We start from the raw sequence: 22,906 nt of genomic DNA on the forward strand, positions 1-22,906 counted from the left end.
ATTCACACTCCGTGCCCGTTCAATCGCATGCGCACGTCCAATCCGATCGCGCCTTCTCCGCGCGGCAAGACGACGAGCGGATTGATCTCGAACTCGAGCAGTTCGGGAACCACGTCCGCGAACGCCGAGATCTTCTGGATGACGTCCAGAAGCGATGCCCGATCCGCGACCGGCGCTCCACGAAACCCGTCAAGGAGCTTGGCCCCGCGCAAACCGTCGATCATCTCTGCGGCGTCGAGATCCGAAACGGGGGTGAGCCGGAACGCAACGTCCCGCATGAGCTCGACCTGCACCCCGCCGAGCCCGGCAACGATCAGCGGACCGAACGATGGGTCCATCGTCACGCCGACGATGGCCTCCACGCCGCCGGAGTATTGCCGTTGAAGCGCCACCCCGCTCAACTCGTATCCCGCCGCTTCGACACGCCCGGCGAGCGCTTCGACCGCGGCCCTGACCGCTTCGTCGGAGTCCAATCCAAGGATGACGCCTCCGACGTCACTCTTGTGGACGAGACCGTTGGCGACGGCTTTGGCCACGACGGGATAGCCTATGTCGCGCGCGGCCGCGACCGCAGCGTCGGACGTCGGCGCCGCCACCACGAGCTTGGCCATCGGAATGTCAGCGTCCTCCATGAGGCGTGCGACGACGTCCGGCGGTGCCCAGAACGGCGCAGGCCGCCCCGTGGTCACGCGTTCGATTTCTCGCCGGATCGACACGCGACGTTCCCGGTCGAGCGAGACGACGGTTCCGCGGGGTCGCTCGCGCCACCTCGCGTATCGCACGGCCGACGAGAGGGCGAGCGCCACGTTCTCGGGATAGCTGTAGGAAGGAATCTTTCCCCTTCGTCCGGTCGAAAGAATGGGCGGCGCGCCTTTCGTCGACATGAAGACGGTGGCAATCGGCTTGTCGTTCGGCACGCTTCCAGCAGCACTGGCGACCGCTGCGGCGACGTCTTCGGCTGTCGTGACGAGCGGCGGAATGTAGATCACGACGAGCGCATCCACGTTCGGGTCGTTCGCGACGACCTCGATGGCTCGCGCATATTGATCCGCTGTGGCGGAGGCAATCATGTCGATTGGATTCGAGAGCCCCGCATCTTTCGGTAGAAATGCCTGGAGTCGCTCGATGGTCTTGGGCTCGAGCTCGGGCAGCTTCAAGCCCTGAGCCTCGCAAGCGTCCGCGAGGAGGATGCCGGGGCCTCCTGCATTCGTGACCACGCCAACGCGCGGCCCGCGAGGCAGCGGCTGGGTGGAGAGCAGCGAGACGAGGTCGAACAGATCTTCGAGTGTCGTCGTCCGCAGAACCCCGGCTTGAGCGAACAGCGCGTCGACGCACACGTCCACGTTCGCCAATGCCGCGGAATGGCTGGCGGCGGCACGCGTACCGGCGGTCGATCTCCCGGATTTGACGGCAACGATGGGCTTGCGTCGAGCGACCGCGGGCGCGATGCGGGCAAACTTCCTGGGGTTACCGAAGCTCTCCAGGTAAAGCGCAATCACCTCGGTCGTCGGGTCGTCCGCCCAGTACGAGAGCAAATCGTTGCCCGAGACGTCGGCCTTGTTGCCCACGGACACGAAGCACGAGAGGCCGACGTTGAGTCGCGCGGCCTGGTCGAGCATCGCGATGCCGAGCGCGCCGCTCTGCGAAAGCATCGATACGTTGCCAGCGGGCGGCCACGTCGGCGCGAACGTGGCATCGAGCGAAAACTCGGGATTCGCATTGAGTACGCCCATGCAGTTCGGACCGACCATGCGCATCCCGGAGCTCCTCACGAGCGTGCGGAGGCGCTGCTGCACCTGTGCCCCGGTCGAGCCGGTCTCGGCGAATCCAGAAGAGATCACGACGACACCACGCACGCGCAGCCGAGCGCATTCGGCGATCGTCTCCTCCACGTCACGTGCTGGGACGGCGATGATCGCGAGGTCGACGGGCTGCCCAACGGCTCGGATCGACGGGAATGCAGGCAGTCCCCGGATCTCCTTCGCATTCGGATTGATGGGGTAGATACGACCGCGAAAGCCGGCCTTCCGTAGATTGTCGAGGATGGCGCCTCCGATCGTGTTCGGCCTTCGTGAAGCGCCAATCACCGCAACCGACGTGGGTTCGAAGAAGACGCGAACGCTCTCTGCTGCCGCTTTGCGTTCGCGCTTCAAACTCGCTTGGACGAACGCTTCGCTCTCGCTCGTCGGAAAGGTCACGCGGTAGATGCCTGACGCCATCGACTCGCGAACCGGAAAGCCGCTCTCCGCGAACACACTCAACATCCTTGCATTGTCGGCCATCACGTCGGCTTCGAGCTCTTCGATACCTGCCGAACGAGCAATGCGGGCGAGGTGCTCGAGCAGCAGCGTACCGATGCCTCTTCCTTGATGCTCGTCGGCCACGCTGAAGGCAACCTCGGCGCGTTGGCCGGCCCCGTCACCTTCTGCGGAACTGCAATACCGGCCGACTCCGATGATGTGCTCGGCCCCATCTTCGCGGAGCACGGCGGCGAGCGCCACGTGCCGGACGAAGTCGATGTTCGTCAGGTAGTGAACCTCGCTCGGCGTGAGCTCGGTCTTCGCCATGAACGCCCGGTGACGAATCGAATCGGCACTGAGTCGGTGGAATAGCTCGAGAATCCTAGGTCCATCGTCGGCGCGCAAGGCGCGTACGAGGAGCGAGCCACCGTCGCGCAAGACGACCGGCACGGAATAATCGCGAGCCTGGAGGTGGTCCATGTGCCGGCGGGGAGCAAGAGACGCACCAGTCGGACACGAAAAAAAGGGCTCGACCTATTCGGAACGTGCGAGCCGGCGAGGACCACGGATGACGCAAGGCATGCGCTGCAATGCAGACCATTCGTCATGGCTCGGCGTGGGTCCCAGGCGTCGAGTGAGCTCGAGCCGTGGGTAGCGCATGGGCGCAGTGGGTGCATCCGTGACGAAACACCGGTAGAGGTACGGCCAGAGAACGCCATGATCCTCTTCGAGCTCGTGATCGGCTTGCTGTTCGTCGGTGCGCTCGGCACGATCTGGTCGGATCGCGTCGGGATCCCCTACCCCGCGCTTTTGGCGCTCGTGGGAACGCTCATCGCGCTCGTGCCAGGGGCACCGGGCGTGGAGCTCGATCCGGAGCTGGCGCTCGCCCTGTTCGTCGCGCCGACGTTGCTCGACGCCGCGTACGACGCCTCACCACGTGACCTGAAGAAGAACCTCGGGCCGGTCTTGAGCTTGGCCGTGGTGATGGTGGTCCTGACCGTCATGGCCGTCGCCGTGTCGGCACGCATCGTCGTCCCCGAAATGGGTTGGGCGGCCGCCATCGCGCTCGGGGCCATCGTCGCGCCTCCCGACGCCTCCGCGGCCACCGCCGTCCTGCGAAAGCTCCAGCCTCCGCATCAGCTCCTCGTGGTCCTCGAGGGCGAGAGCCTCTTCAACGATGCGTCGTCGCTGCTCATCTATCGCATCGCCGTCGGAGCGGCGGTGACGGGTGCATTTTCCGCCTGGAAGGTGGTACCCATGCTCCTCCTCACGTGTGGAGGCGGCGTCGTGGTCGGGTGGTTGCTCGCGCGCCTCCAGATTTATTGCGTGCGCCGCGTGCACGACGTCTCCATCAACGTGCTCCTGCAGTTCGTGGGCACGTTCGCGGTGTGGATGATTGCCGAACGCATCGGTCTGTCGGCGATCATCACCGTCGTATCGTTCGCCATGACGGTGGCCCAGCGCATGGCAGGCCGCATGAGCGCCAGACATCGCATTGCCTCGTACGCCGTTTGGGACGTCGCGGTGCTCGTCTTGAACGTGCTCGCCTTCGTCATGATCGGCCTGCAATTGCGGGCGATTCTCTCTCGCGTCCACGGTGACGAATGGCGCGTCTACGCTCTCACCGCCGGCGCCGTTTGCGCGGCCGTGATTCTCGTTCGCGTCGTCTGGATCCTGACCTATTCCGCAGCAGCGCGCTGGACGGTTCGTCGGTTCGGGCCTCGGCGAGGGTCCGACATGGTGCCTCCTCCAGGCAGTGACGTCCTCGCCTCGTGGTGTGGAATGCGCGGCATCGTCACGCTGGCAACGGCGCTGGCGCTGCCGAACGGATCACCGTCGTTTCCGTATCGCGACCTCATCATCTTCTCCGCGTTCTGCGTCGTGCTGACCACACTGGTGCTCCAGGGGTCCACGTTGCGTCCACTCATGAGGGGACTCGAATTGCGCGACAACGGCATCGTGGAACGCGAAATCGACGTCGCGCGCGCCGAAACCGCTCGCGCGGCGTTGCGCGTGATCGAAACGTCGGAGTCCAGTTCGCACTCCGCAGACATGCTCCGTCGCGAATACGAGGCGCGTTTGCACGCAGGCGAAGCGCGCGTACGGCTCGAGTCCGAGAGTGACGAAGCTGGCAGCGTCGCTGCCCTCCAGCGGCGCGCGGTGATGGCTCAACGTGACGCGCTCACCGAGCTACGCGCCCGTCGCGTCATCGGCGACGACGCGTTCCACGTTCTGGAAGAAGAGATCGACCTACTCGAGTTGACCGCCGACGCTCGCATCCGGCCCACGATCGAGCGCCCCGCGTCGTGACGCGCTCTCGACGTTGGCGCCAAGAAGCTTGGCGTTCGGCGGAATCGGCACCCCGGAGCTGACGCAGAGCTCCGCGCTCGGGAAGATCTGCTTCACCAGAGGCGCGAGCACCGTGCGCTCGACGAAGGCGTTGCCCGGACAGCCCGAATAGGCTCCCGCGAGATGAAGATGCACGCGGGTGGACGACGCCGTGACCACGTACAACGTCGCGCTGTCGATCGCGACGAGCGGCACCACGATCGACGTGAGCAGAGCTTCGAGTTCCTCAGCGGCGGAGGCCATTTCACCGTCATTGTAGCGGACGCATGATGACATTGAAATTCATCTTCAATTGAGCTAGGGTCGTCCAGCGTTTGCGGAATGGACCAGCAGAAACGGTGCCTGACCGACGAAAGGTGGCGAGCACCGTCGACGGCCGGCAACGACGCGTTTCATCGCGGTGACCATCGCGCAGCGCGTGCGCTCCGTGACTCGCTCTCGTCGAAGGGCTGTGCATCTTTGCGCTCGCCGGAGCATGTAGCGATGCCCCAGTGCTTCATGCCTTCGCTTGCCACAACCTCGCCGAGCTCGAGGCCGAGCTCGAACAACGTGCCCGTGACGAAGCACGGGCGTCGTATTTGCTGGCAAGGGCGCTCGAGCTTCTCGTCGAAACGGCGAGAGACGACTCCCTACCCCTCGCGCTACGTGCTAGCTCCGTCGACAACCTGAAGCGCGCACTTACAGAAATGGTGGAGCATTCCTCCGCGAAGTCCGCCGATGCGCTAGCCTCCGTCACCGCCGGTCACCCGCGACTCGTCTCGTAATCTCCGAAGTCCCATGATGAACACCACTTCGATCTCCGCTCCCAGCTGGTCATCCAAGTACACGGCCGAACGCATTCTCGACGTCCACCACTGGACGGATCGTCTCTTCACGATCCGCTGTACACGCAGCGCCGGCTTCCGTTTCGCCAACGGTCAGTTCGTCATGATGGGTCTCGAGGTCGGTGGGCAACCGCTCACGCGCGCCTACTCGATGGCCAGCGCGAACTACGAAGAGACGTTGGAGTTCTTCTCCATCAAGGTGGAAGACGGTCCGCTCACGTCGCGCCTGCAGCACGTCAAAGTCGGCGACACGGTGCTCGTCGGCAAGCGCCCCACCGGCACGCTCACCGTCGGCAACCTTCGCGATGGCAAGACGCTCTGGCTCCTCGCCACGGGCACCGGCCTCGCGCCGTTCCTCAGCGTCGTGAAGGATCCGGAGACGTACGAACGCTTCGACCGCGTGGTGCTCACGCACACGTGCCGTAACGTCGACGACCTCGCCTACGCGCGCTTCCTCGAGCACGAGCTGCCGTCGCACGACGAGCTCGGCGAGCTCATTCGCCCGCGTCTCGTCTACTACCCGTCCGTCACGCGCGAGCCCTTCCGCACGATGGGCCGCATCACGGACCTCCTCTCCTCGGGCCGCGCCAACGAAGATCTCGGCCTCCCGCCGCTCGACCCCGCCAGCGACCGCATCATGCTTTGCGGCAACCCCGAGATGCTCAAGGAGACGTCGGCCTTGCTCGAGGCGCGCGGCTTCCAGGAAGGCAACAGCGGCGAACCCGGCGACTACCTGATCGAAAAAGCCTTCGCCATCAAGTAGCGCCGAGCAAGCGGGCGACGAGCGGATCGTTCACCCCGCTCGTCGACCGTGACGGCGATCGATGGGGGTCAGTCCCTCTTTCTGGCCGTCAGAAACGAGTACGAGAACATCCTCGAGGCGGCGGCTCGCACGCGAGCAACGGCGTTGGCGCTGAGCTGTCTCATCACTTCGCCGCGTCGTTCGGTATAGGCCCGCGCGAGCTCACCGGCGGCCTCGACGAGCGCCGCGGAGATCGGTGCGTAACGGAATGCGCGACCACTCTCGGTCGAGCGCTCGACGATCAGCCCACCTCGAACGAGGTGCTCGAGCGCCTGCGTCGCCATTGGCTCCGCGAGACCGAGCTCTACCCCTGCCTTCGAAGGCAGCCAGCTCTCGCTCGCGTGTTCGCGAAGCAGAAGCAGAAGCTCGAGCTGCTCCAGCGATTCGATTCGATCGCGCAAGAGCGCTTCGACTTCGTTCGCGATAGGCCCGTCGTCCATTCCTCGTCCCGCTGCTTCTCGCTCTTTAGGCGCCGTTGCGTATCGCGACGCCACCACGATCAACGGGCTCCCGTCATCGCGGATTACCGGCGACGCACATTGGTTTGATACCCAACCAAATGTCGAAACGACCTTCAACTCGATTGAACACGACGAGGCAACAAGTCTCGCCAGGAGTCTCGAGAGCACGGCTGCGCGGACTAAGGGAATCCCTTCCCCGCGACCCGCATGATCAGAACTGAGGCGAAGCACATGCACGACCGCCTCGGCATCACGGGACAGCAACGGATGGTGCGCCGCTTCGCTGACGAAGGTCTCAGCCGTTCAGAGATATCGACTCGAGAGCGTCGAATTCTTTGCGGAGAAAGTCGACGAACGCCCGCTGTTTGATGGAGTACTCGCGGCCGGCGGTGGTCACCGCATGCAAGGGAACGTCTTCCGTGGTGTGGGCGGTGAGCAGGCGCTCGACGACGCGATCGGCCTCGGGCTCAATCAGCATCCACGAGGGAAGGAGCGAGATGCCGACGCCTTGGACGACAGCCTCGCGGACCATGTCGATGCCGTCGGTTTCGAAATACGGTTTGAATGCGAAACGGACGAGCTCGCCCCTTTCGCCGGTGAGGTTCCACACCGGTTGCGTCGAGCGTCGCGTGAAGAACACGAGCCGGTGGCGGCGCAGGTCGTCGATGGTCTTGGGGCGACCACGCGCCTTCAGATACGCGCGACCGGCGTAGAGGCGAATGCGGCTCGTGCCGACGCGAAGGGCGCGTAGCGCGCTGTCCTTGAGATGGCCCATACGAATGGCCACGTCGATGTTCTCCTCGATGAGGTCGACCTGGCCATCCGAAAGACGAAATTGGAAATCGACCCGAGGGTGCGCCTTGGTGAAGCGGTCGATGAGACCGGTGAGCATGAGGCGGCCGAGGGAGATCGAGGCTGCAATGCGGATCGGACCTTCGAGCGAGCGCTTCTCGCCGCGAACGGCCGCCACCATTTCGTCGACACGCACGAGAACGTCTTGGGAACCCGCGAGCAGCTTCTCTCCTTCCGTCGTGAGCCGAAGGCTCCGCGTGGAACGGCGAAAGAGCTGGACCCCGAGCTCTTCCTCGAGCGCGGCGATGGCACGGCTCACCGAGGGCTGCGTGCTCTTCAGGTCCTTCGCCGCGGCTGAAAACGAGCCCAGCTCCGCGGCGCGGCGGAAGATCCGGATGCCCTCGAGCAGGTCCATTCATACGGAAATCGCATGAATGTTATGGCGCAGCAACTGCTACTCGGACCAACCGGCAAAGGCCAAAGTCCACTCCATGAGCACCTCGAATCCGAACTTTGCCCTCGTCACGGGAGCCTCTTCGGGCATCGGCGCCATCTATGCCGAGCGCCTCGCCCGCCGCGGTTACGGCCTCGTCCTCGTCGCCCGCAACGAGGAGCGCCTTCGCGCGGTCGCACAGCGCATCGCGAAGGTCGCCTCCGTTCCGGTGGAGCTCCTCCCGGCCGACCTCGGACGAGCGGAGGGTCTCCGTGCCGTCGAGAAGGTCTTGCGCGAGGACGCGCGCATCTCGCTCCTGGTCAACAACGCGGGCGTCGGCGCGGCGTCGAAGCTCGTCGACTCCGAAGTCGACAAGATGGAGGCGATGATCGATCTGAACGTCAAAGCGTTGACGCGCCTCTCCTACGCAGTGGTGCCGCGCTTCGTCGAACGAGGGGCGGGCACGATCGTGAACATCTCCTCGATCGTCGCCATCTCGCCCGAGACGTTGAACGGCGTCTACGGGGGAACGAAGGCGTTCGTTCTCGCGTTCACCCAGTCTTTGCAACACGAGGTCGGCGCCAAGGGCGTGCGCGTTCAGGCGGTGCTTCCGGGAGCAACGGCGACCGAGTTCTGGGACATCGCGGGCCTTCCGGTAAAGCACCTCCCGAAGGAGATCGTGATGACCGCCGAGGACATGGTCGACGCCGCCCTCGCAGGCCTCGACCGCGGCGAGGTCGTCACCATCCCTTCCCTCCCCGACGAGCGCGAATGGACTTCTTACGAAGCGGCGCGGCTCGAAATGTCCAAACACCTCTCGTCGACCAAGCCCGCAGCCCGGTACCAAGTCGGCTGAAGGCAGCGACTCGGCGCAGCACGCTTCCCGCGCCGCAAAGGCATGGAGCCCCCTACTGCGGCGACCACTTGCGTGGACCGCACAAGTCTGTCGCGAACTCCGTTTGACTATTCAATCAGCGCAACCGCGTTGCGCTGTAACACCTCCGAGCCACGGCTCGTGCTGAACCGCCACATCGAGGGCGGTTTGGATCGGTGCGTCGAGCGTCGATGCGTACGGACGGCGGCGTCTCGGTGATCGGTACGCGCGGCATCCACCGGCATGGTTGATGCTCGCCCCCGCGGTCCGAGCACTCGAGCTAACGATGGACCTTCCCATCGATACCACCGGCAGTCCGCCGCGTGATTCGGCTCCGCCGCGAAGCAAGCGTCGGTTCCTGATCTGGGGCGTCGTCGTCCTTGTCTCCGCCGGACTCCTCTATTGGGTCCTGCGCGCCGACAAGAGCAAGGTGCGCCATGTTGCGCCCCCGCCGACGACGGTCGCGGCAGCGACGGCGCAGCGCGCGAACGTTCCGGTCTACCGCGATGCGATCGGCATCGTGACTCCCATCCACACGGCGCTCATCAACAGCCAGGTCAACGGGCAGGTCATCACGGTCCATTACAAGGAAGGACAGCACGTCAAAGCGGGCACTCCTCTGATCGAGATCAATCCGCGCCCGTTCGCAGCAGCTTTGCTCCAGGCGCAGGGCGCCCTCGAGCGCGATCGACAGATCCTCGCCCAGGCCAAGATGGACCTCGATCGCTTTCGTGCAGCCTGGGCCAAGAACGCCATCGCGCGACAACAGTTCGAGGACCAGGAGAAGATCGTCAAACAGGCCGAGGGCACGGTCATGAACGACGAAGGCCTCGTCGCTGCGGCCCAGGTCCAGCTCGACTTCTGCCACATCACCTCTCCCTTCGCCGGGCGTGTCGGCCTGCGACTCGTCGATCCGGGCAACATCGTCAATACCGCGAGCACCACGACTCTCGCCGTCATCACCCAGCTCCAGCCCATATCCGTCGTCTTCACGCTCTCGGAAGACGCTCTCACCGACGTGCTCGAGCAGACGCGCGCAGGCTCGACGCTCGTGGTGGAGGCCTACGACCGCGCGCGCACGAAGAGACTTGCCACCGGAACACTCATCACGATCGACAACCAGATCGACACGACCACCGGCACGGTGAAGCTCCGTGCGCAATACGACAACAAGAGCGAGGAGCTCTTTCCGAATCAGTTCGTCAATACGCGGCTGCTCGTCCGCACGCTCGAAGGAGCGACCATCGTGCCATCTTCGGCGGTCCAGCACGACGGCACCAAGACGTTCGTGTACGTGATCGAGAACTCGAAGGCCCAGATCAAATCCGTGAAGACGGGGGTTGTCGAGGGCGAGACCACACAAATCGTCGAGGGAATCGGCCCCGGCGCGATCGTGGCGAACAGCAGCTTCGACAAGCTCCGTGACGGGGCCGCCGTCACCATCGGAAGCGCAGTCGCAGCGCGCGGCTCCGCAGAAAAGCAGAGCACGCCGCCGTGAGCCCCTCTCGTCCGTTCATCCAACGTCCGGTCGCGACGTCGCTCTTGATGGCGGCGATCATGCTCGCCGGCATCGTGGCCTACGGGCAGCTGCCGGTCTCCGCGCTGCCCCAGGTCGACTACCCCACCGTGCAGGTCGTGACCTTCTATCCGGGCGCAAGCCCCGAGGTCACCTCCACCACGGTGACGGCGCCGCTCGAGCGGCAGTTCGGCCAGATGCAAGGTCTCCGTCAGATGACCTCGACGAGTGCCGGGGGCATCTCGGTCATCGTCCTTCAATTCGTGCTTTCGCTGAACATCGACGTGGCCGAACAGGAGGTGCAGGCGGCGATCAATGCGGCCCAAAGCTACCTGCCGTCGAACCTTCCAACGCCCCCTATCTACAACAAGACGAATCCGGCCGACGCGCCGGTCATGACGCTCGCCATCACCTCGGACACGCTACCGCTTCCGCAGGTCCAAGACCTCGTCGATACCCGACTCGCGCCGAAGCTCTCGCAATTGAGCGGCGTGGGCCTCGTACGGCTCAGCGGCGGACAGAAGCCCGCTGTACGAATCCAAGCCAATCCCATTGCGCTCTCCTCCTATGGCATCGACATGGAGGCACTGCGCACTGCGCTCACGCAAACGAGCGCCAATGCCGCGAAAGGAAGCTTCGACGGACCGCGCCAGAGCTACCAAATCGATGCCAATGATCAGCTGAAGACGAGTGCCGATTACGAGGACGTCGTCGTTGCCTATCGAAATGCCGCTCCGGTGTTCCTCCGCAGCGTCGCGCGCGTCATCGACGGAGCCGAGAACAATCTCCAGGCCGCGTGGATGAACGAGACGCCGGCCATCATCGTGAACATCCAGAGGCAGCCGGGCGCGAACACGATCGCCGTCGTGCAGCAGATCGAGAAGGTTCTGCCGCAGCTCGAGGCCAACCTCCCCGCGGGCTTCCACGTCACGAAGCTGACCGACCTCACGACGGGCATCAAGGCGTCGATTCACGACGTCGAGCTCGAGTTGATGCTGACCGTGGTGCTCGTCGTCTTGGTCATCTTCGTCTTCTTGCGGAGCCTGCGCGCGACGATCATTCCGAGCGTCGCCGTGCCGCTGTCGCTCGTCGGCACGTTCGGCGCGATGTATTTGCTCGGCTACAGCCTCGACAACCTCTCGCTCATGGCGCTCACGATCTCGACGGGTTTCGTCGTCGACGACGCCATCGTCATGATCGAGAACATCTCGCGCTACCTCGAAGCGGGCGATTCGCCACTCGAGGCCGCACTCAAAGGCGCGGAGCAGATCGGCTTCACGATCGTGTCGCTGACCGTGTCGCTCATCGCCGTCCTCGTGCCGCTGCTCTTCATGGGCGACGTGGTCGGACGCCTCTTCCGCGAGTTCGCCGTCACGCTCGCAGTGACCATCGTCATCTCGGCCGTGGTGTCGCTGACGCTCACGCCGATGATGGCGTCGCGCATCTTGCGCCACACCACCGAGGCCGAGCAGAGCAAGTTCTATCGCTGGTCCGAAGGGATCTTCGAACGGATGATCGCCTTCTACGGACGCACTCTGAGGGTGGTCCTGGCGCATCAAACGCTCACGCTGTTCGTGGCGCTCGGCACGGTCGTGCTCACCGGCGCCCTCTATTACTTCATCCCAAAGGGATTCTTCCCCATCCAAGACACCGGGGTCATCCAGGGCGTGTCGCAGACGTCGCCGACGGTGTCGTTCGCCGCGATGTCCGAACGCCACCGGCAGCTCACCAAGGTGATCCTGCGAGATCCGGCGGTGGAGAGTTTGTCGTCGTTCATCGGGCCGGACGGCACGAACACCACGCTCAACAGCGGGCGCTTCTCGATCAATCTCAAGCCTCTCGACGAGCGCGACGTCAGCGCCGCCGACGTCATCCACCGGCTCAAACCCGAGCTCGAGCGCGAGGTGAAGGACATCACTCTCTACATGCAGCCGGTGCAGAACATCACCGTCGACGATCGGGTGAGTCGAACGCAATACCAGTACAGCCTCGAAGATCCCGATCCCGTCGCGCTCAGCACGTGGAGCACCAAGTTCGTCGAGCGCCTCAAGCAAATCCCCGACCTCACCGACGTTGCTACCGACGAGCAGCCAGGAGGGCTAGCGGCGTTCGTCGAGATCGACCGGGTGACGGCATCGCGCGTGGGTCTCTCGCCGTCGACGGTCGACAATACGCTCTACGACTCGTTCGGCCAGCGTCAGATCAATACGATGTACACGCAGTCGAATCAGTACCACGTGGTGCTCGAGGCATTGCCCGAGTTCCAAACGGGGCCACTGCAACTGCGCAACATCTTCATGCAAGCCGGCGCTTCGTCGAACGCGACGGGCCAGAACGTCGTCAACAGCTTCGCGAACTCGGGCTCACAGGCGGCCGGCACGAATGCGCTCACGACCCCGGTTCTCTTCACGCCGACGGCGAAGACGGGAATCCTCACGCCGGTCGTCACCGCACTGAGCCCGCCTTCGTCGAACACGGGTGGGGCGTCGAGCCCGAACACTCCCACGGTCACGCAGTTCGCCAATGCTGTTCCCTTGAACGCCATTGCGAAGCTCACGATGACCACCCACCCGCTCTCGATCAACCATCAGGGCCAGTTTCCGGCGGTCACCGTATCGTTCAACCTGGCGAGGAAAGCGTCGCTCGGCACGGCGATATCGAAGATCGACGAGGTCGCGCGTGACCTGCATTTCCCGCCCGCGATGCAGTCCCAGTTCCAGGGCACGGCCGCGGCCTTCCAGGCGTCGCTCGCGAACGAGGGCCTCCTCATCATCGCGGCCCTCGTCATCGTCTACATCGTCCTCGGCGTTCTCTACGAGAGCTTCATCCACCCCGTGACGATCCTCTCCACGCTGCCCTCCGCAGGCGTGGGCGCACTCCTCGCGCTCATCGTCTTCGGGAAGGACCTGAGCGTCGTCGCCATCATCGGCATCATCCTGCTCATCGGCATCGTGAAGAAGAACGGCATCATGATGGTCGACTTCGCGCTCGAGGCGGAGCGAACGCAGGGAAGGAGCTCGACCGAGGCGATCTACGAATCCTGCCTGCTCCGCTTTCGTCCGATCATGATGACGACGATGGCGGCGCTCCTCGGCGGCTTGCCGCTCGCCGTCGGTCGCGGGTACGGCTCCGAGCTCCGCAATCCGCTCGGGATCGCCATGGTCGGCGGCCTGCTCGTGAGCCAGGCGCTCACGCTGTACACCACGCCGGTCATCTACATCTTCTTCGATCGCATCGCCAGCAAGCTCGGCCGACGAAAGCAACCTGCAGGATGATCTCCGAGAGATTCATCCGCCGACCCGTCGCAACCACGTTGCTGACGTTCGCGATCCTGATCGCGGGGTTCGTCGCATTCGAGGTGCTTCCCGTCTCTCCCCTTCCCCAGGTGGACTTTCCCACCATCACCGTCGCCGCCAGCCTTCCGGGATCGAGCGCGGAGATCATGGCGGCGACTGTAGCGACGCCGCTCGAACGGCAGCTAGGTCACATCGCCGGGATCACGGAGATGACGTCGAGCAGTCAGCTCGGAACCACGACCATCACGCTGCAATTCGATCTGAAGCGCAATATCGACGGTGCCGCGCGCGACGTTCAGGCCGCCATCAACGCGGCACGAACCTATTTGCCCGCCAACCTCCCGGCGAATCCCACGTATCGAAAGGTCAATCCTGCCGATTCGCCCATTCTCATCATGAGCCTGACGTCGGACGTATTCGGCAGCGGCCAGCTGTACGACTATGCCTCCACGGTCATGGCGCAGCGCATCTCGCAAGTGCGGGGCGTGGGCCAGGTCACGATCGGCGGCTCGTCGTATCCCGCCGTCCGCGTGGAGGTCAATCCGACGCAGCTCAACAGCTACGGGCTCTCCCTCCAGAACATCCAGTCCGTCCTGAGGCTGCAGAACTCGGACGTTGCCCGCGGGCAGATCACCGACGGCGCCACGACCGCCGACATCATCACGAACGGGCAGATTTCCCGCGCCGAGGACTATCGCCCGATCATCATCGGCACGAACAACGGGACAGCCGTGCGCCTGTCCGACGTCGCCACCGTCACCGACAGCGTCCAGGACATCCGCAATGCCGGTTACATGGATGGCAAGCCCGCCGTCACCATCATCATCTACCGCGAGCCCGGCGCCAACATCATCGAGACCGTCGATCGACTGCGCGCCGCCGTCCCCTCGCTCGAGGCCTCGATTCCCGCAGGAATCAACACCACGATCGTACTCGATCGAACGACGACCATCCGCGCATCGGTCCACGACGTCGAGAAGTCCCTCGTGCTCTCGGTCATCCTCGTCGTGGCCGTGGTGTTCGTGTTCCTGCGCAATCCGCGCGCGACCATCATTCCGAGCGTTGCCGTTCCCACGTCGCTCGTCGGCACGTTCGGGGCGATGTACCTGTTCGACTACAGCCTCGACAACCTCTCGCTCATGGCGCTCACGATCGCCACGGGGTTCGTCGTCGACGACGCGATCGTCGTCATGGAGAACATTTCGCGCTACCTCGAAGCGGGAATGAAGCCCTTCGATGCCGCGCTCAAGGGCGCCGGCGAGATCGGTTACACGGTTCTCACGATCAGCATTTCGCTCATCGCCGTCTTCATTCCCATTCTCGCGATGGGCGGCCTGGTCGGGCGGTTGTTCCGCGAATTCGCCGTCACCATCTCCACCGCCATCTTGATCTCGATGGTCATCTCGTTGACCACGACGCCGATGATGTGCGCGTATCTCTTGAAGCCCGAGAAGGACATCAAACAAGGATGGTTCTTTCGCATGTGCGAGCGGGGCTTCGACGCCATGCTCGCCGGCTACCGACGCACGCTCACGTGGGCGATGTCGAACCGGTCCATCGTGCTGTTCGTTCTCATCGTCACGATCGTCCTCAACGGCGTGCTGGTCGTCCACGTGCCGAAGGGATTCTTTCCCCAACAAGACACGGGCGTCATCACGGGGGCCGTCATCGGGCCGATGGATACCTCGTTCGGAGCGATGGACGCGTCGGTCAAAGCGCTCGTCGACGTCATCCAGAAAGACTCGGCCGTGGCCCACGCGAACGCGTTCACCAGCGCGGGGAATCGCGCGTTCATCTTCGTTGCGCTCAAGCCTCTGGAGGAGCGCGACGCCGACGCTTCCCACATCATCGACCGCCTGCGCGGCCAGCTCAATCGGCTACCTGTGGCGTCTGCCTTCCTGCAACCCGCGCAAGACCTTCGCATCGGTGGGCGCCTCGGAAACGCGCAGTACCAATACACGATCCAGGCCGACAGCACGCAAGAGCTCGCCACGTGGGGCCCCCCCTTGCTCGACGGCATGAGGAAGATCCCCGGCCTCCTCGACGTGAGCTCCGACCAGCAGAACGGAGGCCTCAAGGCCTTTTTGACCTACGACCGGACGAGGGCCTCGTTCGTCGGCCAAACGCCCCAGACCATCGACACGAGTCTGTATGCGGCGTTCGGACAGTCCCAGGCGTCGGTCATCTACACGCAGCTCAATCAGTATTACGTCATTCTCGAGCTGGCCCGCGAATACACGCAGTTCCCCGAAGGCCTGAAGAGCGTGTACCTCACGTCACCCAACAACAATCTGGTCAACGACACCGTTCCGCTGCTGACCGTCTCGGACACGCGCCTCGACACGACGCCGCTGCTCATCAACCACACCGGACTCTTTCCGTCGGTCACGGTGTCGTTCAACCTCACGGAGAACCTCTCGCTCAGCGACGCCACGCGCCTCATCGAGCAGATGCAGACGAAGCTCAACATGCCGACCTCGGTCCATGGCTTCTTCTCGGGAACACTGCAGGCGTACCAGGAGTCGCTCGGCAGCGAGCCCGTTCTGATCGTGACCGCGCTTCTCGCTGTCTACATCGTTCTCGGCATTCTCTACGAAAGTCTCATTCACCCCATCACGATCATCTCGACGCTTCCCTCGGCGAGCGTCGGCGCGATGTTGACGCTGCTCCTGTTCAAAGGAGACCTCAACATCATCTCGATCATCGGCATCGTTCTGCTGATCGGCATCGTGAAGAAGAACGCCATCATGATGATCGACTTCGCGCTCGTTGCCGAGCGTGAGCACGGCAAGAACACCGAAGATGCCATCTTCGAGGCCTGCACGCTGCGCTTTCGGCCGATCATGATGACCACGATGGCGGCGCTCTTCGGCGCCCTGCCGCTCGCCTTCGGAACGGGAACCGGCTCCGAGCTGCGGCGTCCGCTCGGGGCGGCCATCGTGGGCGGCCTCATCATGAGTCAGCTGCTCACGCTCTACACGACGCCGATCGTGTACCTGTATCTCGACCACCTGCGCCTGCGTATCCATCGATGGCGAGGGCGGGCATGAGCAAGGCGCGACGCGCCCTTTGCGTGGCCAGCCTCCTGCTGCTCGCAGGTTGCAGGATCGGCCCGCGCTACCACGAGCCCAAGGGCCCGACGCCGAATGCGTCGACATACAAGGAAACGCACGAGGCGACGCACGAGGCAACCGATGCACACGGCACGTGGAAGGTCGCCAGCCCGTCGGACGCGATGCTGCGCGGGAAGTGGTGGCAGGTCTTCCGCGAGCCGGAGCTCGATGGTCTCGAAGATCGGCTCAACTTCGACAACAACAACATCAAGCAGGCCTTCGAGCTCTACATCGCAGCGCGTGCGCAGATCCGTCAAGCGGAAGCGGGCTACTGGCCCACGGTGACCGCCGCCCCCGGCGTGACGATGAGCCATACCTCCGGCACGTTCGGCGTCGGCAGTGTCACCGCAGGCAGCAACGGCGGAAATGGCTTTCGCGTGACACAGTTCACCGCTCCCGCACAGGCGTCGTGGGCGCCCGACTTGTTCGGACGCGTGCAGAACACGGTCAAGCAGTTCCAGTACGGCGCGCAGATCAGCGCCGCCGATCTCGAGAGCCAACGCCTCGTGGAGCAAGCCACGCTCGCCCAGACCTTCTTCCAGATCCGCGGGCAGGATACGCTGCAGGAAGTCCTCGACGCCACCGTCGACACCAATGAAAAGGTCTTGCGGTTGAACCAATCGCTCTACGAAACGGGCATCGGCACCGAGGTGGCCGTGGTCCAGGCGGAGCAGACCCTCGAGGCTTCGCGCGTGGCGGCGATCAACGTGCGCATTGCTCGAGCACAGCTCGAACACGCGATTGCGACGCTCCTCGGCGTGCCAGCCGCGGACTTCTCGATTCCCAAGCGCTCGCTGCTCGGAAAGCCGCCTCCCATCCCCATGGGCATGCCCTCTCAACTTCTCGAGCGCCGTCCCGACATCGCCGCAGCCGAACGGGCCATGGCCCAGGCCAACGCGATCATCGGCATCGGCTACTCCGCCTTCTTTCCGGCCCTGACGCTCACGGGAAGCGCGGGATTCTCGAGCTCCGATCTGACCAAGCTCTTCACCTGGCCAAGCTTCGTGTGGTCGATCGGGGCGAGTATTTCCCAACCGCTCTTCGACGCCGGCCTCCGCCGCGCGACCGTCGATCAGTACATTGCCCAATACAACGCTACGGTCGCCGGTTATCGGCAGACCGTGCTCACCGCCTTCCAGCAGGTCGAGGACTTCCTCGCGACGACCGCCATTCTCTCCGAGGAGGTCGACAAGCAGAAGGAAGTCGTGAACCTCGCCGAACGAGCGTTCGACCTCGAGAGGTCCCGCTACGAAACCGGCATCGACCCTTATCTCAATCTGATGACGCAGCAGCAAATCCTGCTCTCGTCACGGCAGACGCTCGTCAACCTGCAAATCCAGCAGATGGTCTCCGCCGTGAACTTGGTCCAAGCCCTCGGCGGCGGCTGGGATCGCTCGGAGCTCCCCTCGACGAGCGAAGTCTCGAAACGCCCAGAAGAGCACTAACTCAATCCGAGTTGGACTTGCGCTAGGGGCGACAAGCGACGAAGTAGCCGGCGCCAATCGGCGAGATCTCCACACTCGACGCGTGAGCTTCCAAAGCCAGACGTCGGATGTCGGCTTCGGTGTAGAAGTGGACGTCAACACCGTGCCGACCGTAGCGAGCCTTCCGCAGATTCGCGCGGACGAGACTCGGCTTCGGAGCCGAGAACAGCGCGCCATGACGCGACAGCTCGAGCATCCTACGGAGGAAAGGTACCGGCTCGTCGACGTAGTCGAAGACGCCGAGCGCGGTGACGAAATCGAACGGGCCAAGCCCCGTCTCTTTCACGAAGTCGCCAACTCGAAACGTGCAGCGCTCCCCGAGATGGGCCCTTTCGGCCGCCCGACGGGCGAGCACGATCATGTCGGGCGCGAAATCGACCCCTGTCACGTGCTTCGCTCCTGCACGCGCGAGCGGCAGCGTCGTTCGACCAGAGCCGCACCCCACGTCCAGCACGGTGGCTCCGGAGATCTTCTGAATTTCGTTGGCGGCCAGATGAATGCGCTCGAAGAGTGCTCGCCTGAAGGTGGCATTGAACGCAGTGCCAAAGACACTTCCGGATTCGTAGAGGGCGTCGAACGTCGAGGCGTTCGTATTCCAGTAACGTTGCACGGTATCCGTCGTAGCCATCGAACGACTCCTCATGCGGCGCGAGAAACGTGGTTGAGACCGGTGGATTCCAATTCGTCAACGAGGTCGACACTTCGAATTGTGCGCGACGCACGAAAAGCCCGTTCGGCACGGTTTCGTAGATGATGACGGCCGATGGCCTGGAGGGCGAGCCAGACTTCGGCCATCAGTCGCCCGTCTGGAGAAGTCGGTAGGGCATCGTGTTCGAGCGAGAGACGTGACGTCGAGAACTCATACGGATGGAAGTAGAGCATCGTGTGCTCTCGGCGGCCGGCGAGCAGACGCATGGCGCACTCGAGAACGACGGTCGGCAACATCCGGTAGTAACCTCCGCCCGCGATTGGCAGGTTTCCGAACGGCGTTGGAACGGTCCCGAGAGGGAGCTCCCACAACGGTCCGCTCGCGAGTTGGAGTCGGCTCGGGCGTCGCGAGAATGAACGAATTCCATATCGACGGTGGGCGATAGGATAGATGCTGGAGTCGTAGCGATATCCAGCTGCCGCAATCTCGTCGAGTGCCCAACGATTGCTCGCGACGATGGAGAATTCCGGCGCACGAAACCCGACGACGTTCGTTCCGCTGACGTCGGCCAACAGCGCCTTGGAGTCTCGAAGCTCGGCGCGGACGCGAGCGCGATCTAGCTGCGTGAGCGGCACGTGGATCATTCCGTGGCTCGCGATTTCATGACCTCTCGCCGATATACGACGCACGAGTTCCGGCTTCGCGCGAGCCACGAGGCCGAGAACGAAAAACGTCGCGCGTATGGCGCAGGTATCGAGGATCTCGAGGATCTGGTCGGTTTGCGTTTCGACGTTTACGGAACACTCTGGCAAGCGTCCAGAGAACCTCCGAGCGACGAGCTGGTGCCAGTCCTCGATGTCGATCGACACCGTGACAGCCCCTTCGGCTTCGGGAGGTAGTGATGGGATGCGAGACCCCTCAATCTGAAAGGCGTCGTCCTTAAAGTCGCTCACTATCGATGTTCGTGGCCAGCGCCCTCGGTTTTCGTTCGGCGCTCGTGACGAATTTAATCGCTTGGGCAATTGACGCAGCACCTACCAATCGCGCCATGTCGGCCCCCGTGGATACGGGTCGCAGCCAAATCGGACATGCCCAAAAGGCCGGCGAGCGCTGGGCTGCCGGCCTTCGGGCGATATCGGATGTGTGAGGCTCAGTTGCCTTGCACGATGGCGTCGAGGCTGAACATGCCCGCCGAGATGAGCGAGACGTCTTTGCCCTTGGCCGTCTGGCTCGCGCTCTTGAAGCCCGCCGTGAGGAAGCGCTCACGCTTGACCCAGAAATCGCTCTTCACGTCGGCGCCGATATCCATGCCGACCTGGAGGTTGTCGTAGGGGACGAGCGCCAGGAACGGGAAGGTGGCGGTCTCTTCGGTATAGAGCGGGGCGCTGATGCCGTCGGCGACACTCTTGAGGCCGTCGAAGAGGGCGGCGGCGGCCTTGGCGCGCTCGCTGGCGGGCGAGACGAGAATGGCCTTTTCGTAGGCGCCTGCCTGCTGCCCCTCGACCGCAAAGCGGAGACCGAGCGGGAACGAGGAGTAGCGCTTCCCTCTCAGAACGCGGGGAATCTGCGCTTCGGCGTCGGCAATGAGGCGGTACGCGGCGGCGCGACGGGCGAACTCGTCGGCCATCTTGCCCATCTGCTTGCCCCACTTCTCGTCGACCTTGCCGCGGACGTCGTCCTTCGAGGTGCCTTTGCCAACGAGATTGCGATCGGCATAGACGTTGGCGAGGTAGTCACGCAGCGACGCCAGGTACTGATCCTTCGTGCGCTTGGTGAGGAGGTCGAGCGCCTTGTCGTCGAGGCGAAGACCGAGACAGAACGATGCGTTCGGTCCGTTCGTGGCGTCGCGGTCGTGGATCATGACCGTCTGGAGAGCCAGCCGCGTGTTCGCCGCGTCGCGAACGAGTGCCTTGAACTGGTCGGGCAGGTCGCGAATGGCCTCGTCCACCACGCCCGGTCCCTGCGCCTTCAAGGCCTTCATCTGGCAGCGCTGGGTGGCCGCCGGGTTCGTCAGATTGGCGGAAGCCGGGTTGTTGCAGACCGCGTCCGAAGGCGCGTCGAGCAGGTTGACGTTGCACTGCTCGTCCCAGTAGAGCGGCTTGCCCGAGTCGTCTTTCTCTACCGGGCAGGCGTCCCAGACGAGGCGCTGCATGTCGTTGCCAATCGTGTCGAGAGCATCGACGACCTTCTGACCGGCAACGCCGCCGATGAGACCGTCGATGTTGTCGATGATCATGTCGTCGTCCATGTGACTGTCGCTCACGACGGTCTGGACGAAGAGATTCGCTTCGCTGCGGAAGTCGTCGGGGTTCTTCGCGTCGAGCGTCTGGGCGGCGACGCCCGTGCGCCGGAGATCGTGCTGCATCTGGAACCAGCCACCGCTCTTCTGGAGCGTGTCCCAGAGGATGTTCTTCGCGCCATCGGGCGTCTGTAGAACGAAGGTGCCTTCGTTCTTCACCACGGCGTTGTGGTAGACGTTCATGCCCATCAGCTCGAAGCCGAAGTTGCGCGTCGAGGTGGTCGAGGCGCGAACGGCATCGAAGTCCACGACGACCGCGGGGGCGCTCTCGCCGAGGTCCCGGTTGTAGATCGCCTGCGCGAGGCGAAGGTCGAACTTGAGCGCTTGCTCGAGCGCACGCGAGGTCTCGTCCTTGTTGCCGCCGTCGAGGTGGAAGCGGAAACGCGAGAGGCTCACGCGGCTGCTGTTCGTGGCGGCGCCAGCCGTAACCTGGAACGTCAGATATTGATTGAGCCGCTGCTCGATTGCCTTTTCGACGTACTTCGCGGAATCGAACTTCTTGCCACCGAACTCGAGAGCACGGAGACAGCGCTCGTTGTCCTCGCAGATGCCCTTGACTCCGAAGCCGTCGGTGACCGCCGCATTGAAGGAGACGCCCTTGCCGTTCTCGACGCCGACGTCGACCACGACCTCGTCGCCGTCGAGGCGAACGAGCTGGACGTCGAGCTGGCCGCTGATGACGCTGGACACACCCGCCGAAAGAACGACGCTGTAAGCGAGACTGCCGGTGGGGTCCGCGACGAGGAGCGGAGCGCCGAGACCGAAGTTCCCACCGAGCTTCCCGCTGCCACGGAGGGCGAACATCTCCCCCGTCTTCATCTTGCGGATGTCGTCGGCCGAGCGCGGATAGACGAAGCCGCGCATCTGCTTGACGCTCGCGAGAGGAGCCTTGAGGACATCGAGAACCCTGTCGTCGCTTGCGGCGATGATGACGCGTGAGGAGAGCGCCACCCCCGCGTCGAAGCCGAGCGACGTGCCCACGCCGTTGCCGCCGAAGCCACCCGCGCTGAAGCTCCAGCCGTGGTTGATGCCCGCGTTGAGCGCGAAGCCTGACTCGACGTAGTACTTGTCCGCGCCGCTCTGAAGGTGCTTGAGGCGCGCCGCGTTGACCTGCGTGCCGAGCTCGTTCTCGCCGAAGCGGGCGCCGAGACCACTGACGACCGTATCGAGTGCCTTGATCTCGGAGCCGTCGGGAAGGACGCGGTTCGGTTCGGCGGCGGCGGCGAACACGTTGGGCGCGTCGAAGCGAGCGCCGATGTTCGGACCCGAGATCTGGTTGTTCAACTCGTCGGTCGCGAAGCCGACGGCCACGCGTGAGAGATCACCGAGATCGAGCTTCTTGGCGTCCGCCCAATAGGCCTTCAGCTCCGTGACCGCTGCCTGGCTGCTGTCGCCTTCCTCCTCCGGAGCCGCACAGGCAACACCGGCGAGAACGACGATCGAGACCAGACCGAGGATTCGAGAACGGAACATGACGAGCCTCCCAGGAGCGCGCTATCCCACACCTCTACACATCCCGTGCCACTTCGTTTGGCACCGTAAACCTCGGAAAACGGCCACGCCGGAACGGCCAGATCCTCTCACTCGATCTCCATCCGCTGGATCTCGCGGTCATCACGGATGCGGAACGGCGCGGTCCACAAGCGCCAGTGATGTCGTGATGTTGGCGTCTGCGAACAAGCGTGATTATCCCTACCTTTCGGTCGCCTTGTCGCGTCACGGGACTGCCAGCGAGCCTCGACATCGCGCGCTGCGCTTCACGCGGACGGTTGGG

Annotated in this window: 15 protein-coding genes; 8 read left to right on the forward strand and 7 right to left on the reverse strand. The window is 63.9% G+C overall.

What is annotated here, in order from left to right:
* Positions 1–2: 2 nt before the first annotated feature.
* Entirely contained in the window at positions 3–2,720 is a 2,718-nt protein-coding gene (locus tag AKJ09_RS09705) for a bifunctional acetate--CoA ligase family protein/GNAT family N-acetyltransferase (protein ID WP_146646917.1), read from the reverse strand.
* Positions 2,721–2,957: 237 nt separating this feature from the next.
* On the opposite strand from AKJ09_RS09705, the gene AKJ09_RS09710 reads away from it, so the two are divergent.
* Positions 2,958–4,550, forward strand: coding sequence for a cation:proton antiporter (locus AKJ09_RS09710; protein ID WP_146646918.1), 1,593 nt, complete (start codon positions 2,958–2,960; stop codon positions 4,548–4,550).
* On the opposite strand, the gene AKJ09_RS09715 is transcribed toward AKJ09_RS09710, so the two are convergent.
* Positions 4,491–4,832 (reverse strand): hypothetical protein, encoded by a 342-nt coding sequence (locus tag AKJ09_RS09715; RefSeq protein WP_146646919.1) that lies wholly within the window; start codon positions 4,830–4,832, stop codon positions 4,491–4,493. The two genes, AKJ09_RS09710 and AKJ09_RS09715, sit on opposite strands and share 60 nt — an antisense overlap.
* A 248-nt stretch (positions 4,833–5,080) precedes the next feature.
* Between AKJ09_RS09715 and AKJ09_RS09720 the strand changes: the two genes are divergently transcribed.
* Positions 5,081–5,353: a hypothetical protein gene (locus AKJ09_RS09720; protein ID WP_146646920.1), complete on the forward strand. Its 273-nt coding sequence runs from the start codon at positions 5,081–5,083 to the stop codon at positions 5,351–5,353.
* Positions 5,354–5,366: 13 nt separating this feature from the next.
* Complete coding sequence (locus AKJ09_RS09725; RefSeq protein ID WP_275936615.1) at positions 5,367–6,176, forward strand: ferredoxin--NADP reductase; 810 nt, start codon at positions 5,367–5,369, stop codon at positions 6,174–6,176.
* 68 nt (positions 6,177–6,244) lie between these two features.
* Here the strand turns inward: AKJ09_RS09725 and AKJ09_RS09730 are convergent, their stop codons facing one another.
* Both AKJ09_RS09730 and AKJ09_RS09735 read right to left on the reverse strand, forming a co-directional pair.
* Positions 6,245–6,655, reverse strand: coding sequence for a hypothetical protein (locus AKJ09_RS09730; protein ID WP_146646921.1), 411 nt, complete (start codon positions 6,653–6,655; stop codon positions 6,245–6,247).
* Between the two features lie 316 nt (positions 6,656–6,971).
* Positions 6,972–7,883: a LysR family transcriptional regulator gene (locus AKJ09_RS09735; RefSeq protein WP_146646922.1), complete on the reverse strand. Its 912-nt coding sequence runs from the start codon at positions 7,881–7,883 to the stop codon at positions 6,972–6,974.
* Positions 7,884–7,959: 76 nt separating this feature from the next.
* Between AKJ09_RS09735 and AKJ09_RS09740 the strand changes: the two genes are divergently transcribed.
* The 5 genes from AKJ09_RS09740 (at position 7,960) to AKJ09_RS09760 (ending at position 18,145) form a co-directional block, all read left to right on the forward strand.
* A complete protein-coding gene (locus AKJ09_RS09740; RefSeq protein WP_146646923.1) occupies positions 7,960–8,757 on the forward strand; it encodes an SDR family NAD(P)-dependent oxidoreductase in 798 nt (265 codons plus the stop codon).
* A 304-nt stretch (positions 8,758–9,061) separates the two neighbouring features.
* Complete coding sequence (locus AKJ09_RS09745) at positions 9,062–10,273, forward strand: efflux RND transporter periplasmic adaptor subunit (RefSeq protein WP_169927409.1); 1,212 nt, start codon at positions 9,062–9,064, stop codon at positions 10,271–10,273.
* The gene (locus AKJ09_RS09750) at positions 10,270–13,566 is read left to right on the forward strand and encodes an efflux RND transporter permease subunit (protein WP_146646925.1); all 3,297 of its coding nucleotides are present in this window, start codon (positions 10,270–10,272) and stop codon (positions 13,564–13,566) included. The genes AKJ09_RS09745 and AKJ09_RS09750 overlap by 4 nt, the downstream gene beginning before the upstream one ends.
* Positions 13,563–16,637 carry an efflux RND transporter permease subunit gene (locus AKJ09_RS09755; protein WP_146646926.1) on the forward strand — a complete coding sequence of 1,025 codons (3,075 nt, stop codon included), beginning with the start codon at positions 13,563–13,565 and terminating at the stop codon, positions 16,635–16,637. Before AKJ09_RS09750 ends, AKJ09_RS09755 begins: the two co-directional genes overlap by 4 nt.
* The gene (locus AKJ09_RS09760) at positions 16,634–18,145 is read left to right on the forward strand and encodes an efflux transporter outer membrane subunit (RefSeq protein ID WP_146646927.1); all 1,512 of its coding nucleotides are present in this window, start codon (positions 16,634–16,636) and stop codon (positions 18,143–18,145) included. Before AKJ09_RS09755 ends, AKJ09_RS09760 begins: the two co-directional genes overlap by 4 nt.
* Before the next feature lie 22 nt (positions 18,146–18,167).
* Here AKJ09_RS09760 and AKJ09_RS09765 read toward each other — a convergent pair whose 3' ends face one another.
* From AKJ09_RS09765 to AKJ09_RS09775, 3 genes are all read right to left on the reverse strand, one after another.
* Complete coding sequence (locus tag AKJ09_RS09765; protein ID WP_146646928.1) at positions 18,168–18,812, reverse strand: class I SAM-dependent methyltransferase; 645 nt, start codon at positions 18,810–18,812, stop codon at positions 18,168–18,170.
* An 11-nt stretch (positions 18,813–18,823) separates the two neighbouring features.
* A complete protein-coding gene (locus AKJ09_RS09770) occupies positions 18,824–19,702 on the reverse strand; it encodes a polysaccharide deacetylase family protein (protein WP_169927410.1) in 879 nt (292 codons plus the stop codon).
* A 281-nt stretch (positions 19,703–19,983) separates the two neighbouring features.
* A complete protein-coding gene (locus AKJ09_RS09775; protein ID WP_146646930.1) occupies positions 19,984–22,605 on the reverse strand; it encodes a hypothetical protein in 2,622 nt (873 codons plus the stop codon).
* Positions 22,606–22,906 lie beyond the last annotated feature (301 nt).

Source organism: Labilithrix luteola, assembly GCF_001263205.1.
Lineage (GTDB): Bacteria > Myxococcota_A > Polyangia > Polyangiales > Polyangiaceae > Labilithrix > Labilithrix luteola.

What these genes read in the sequence shown, in the direction of transcription:
- AKJ09_RS09705 (WP_146646917.1), bottom strand. Translation starts at nt 2,720, where the DNA reads ATGGACCACCTCCAGGCTCGCGATTATTCCGTGCCGGTCGTCTTGCGC.
- AKJ09_RS09710 (WP_146646918.1), top strand. Translation starts at nt 2,958, where the DNA reads ATGATCCTCTTCGAGCTCGTGATCGGCTTGCTGTTCGTCGGTGCGCTC.
- AKJ09_RS09715 (WP_146646919.1), bottom strand. Translation starts at nt 4,832, where the DNA reads ATGGCCTCCGCCGCTGAGGAACTCGAAGCTCTGCTCACGTCGATCGTG.
- AKJ09_RS09725 (WP_275936615.1), top strand. Translation starts at nt 5,367, where the DNA reads ATGATGAACACCACTTCGATCTCCGCTCCCAGCTGGTCATCCAAGTAC.
- AKJ09_RS09730 (WP_146646921.1), bottom strand. Translation starts at nt 6,655, where the DNA reads ATGGACGACGGGCCTATCGCGAACGAAGTCGAAGCGCTCTTGCGCGAT.
- AKJ09_RS09735 (WP_146646922.1), bottom strand. Translation starts at nt 7,883, where the DNA reads ATGGACCTGCTCGAGGGCATCCGGATCTTCCGCCGCGCCGCGGAGCTG.
- AKJ09_RS09740 (WP_146646923.1), top strand. Translation starts at nt 7,960, where the DNA reads ATGAGCACCTCGAATCCGAACTTTGCCCTCGTCACGGGAGCCTCTTCG.
- AKJ09_RS09745 (WP_169927409.1), top strand. Translation starts at nt 9,062, where the DNA reads ATGGACCTTCCCATCGATACCACCGGCAGTCCGCCGCGTGATTCGGCT.
- AKJ09_RS09755 (WP_146646926.1), top strand. Translation starts at nt 13,563, where the DNA reads ATGATCTCCGAGAGATTCATCCGCCGACCCGTCGCAACCACGTTGCTG.
- AKJ09_RS09760 (WP_146646927.1), top strand. Translation starts at nt 16,634, where the DNA reads ATGAGCAAGGCGCGACGCGCCCTTTGCGTGGCCAGCCTCCTGCTGCTC.
- AKJ09_RS09765 (WP_146646928.1), bottom strand. Translation starts at nt 18,812, where the DNA reads ATGGCTACGACGGATACCGTGCAACGTTACTGGAATACGAACGCCTCG.
- AKJ09_RS09775 (WP_146646930.1), bottom strand. Translation starts at nt 22,605, where the DNA reads ATGTTCCGTTCTCGAATCCTCGGTCTGGTCTCGATCGTCGTTCTCGCC.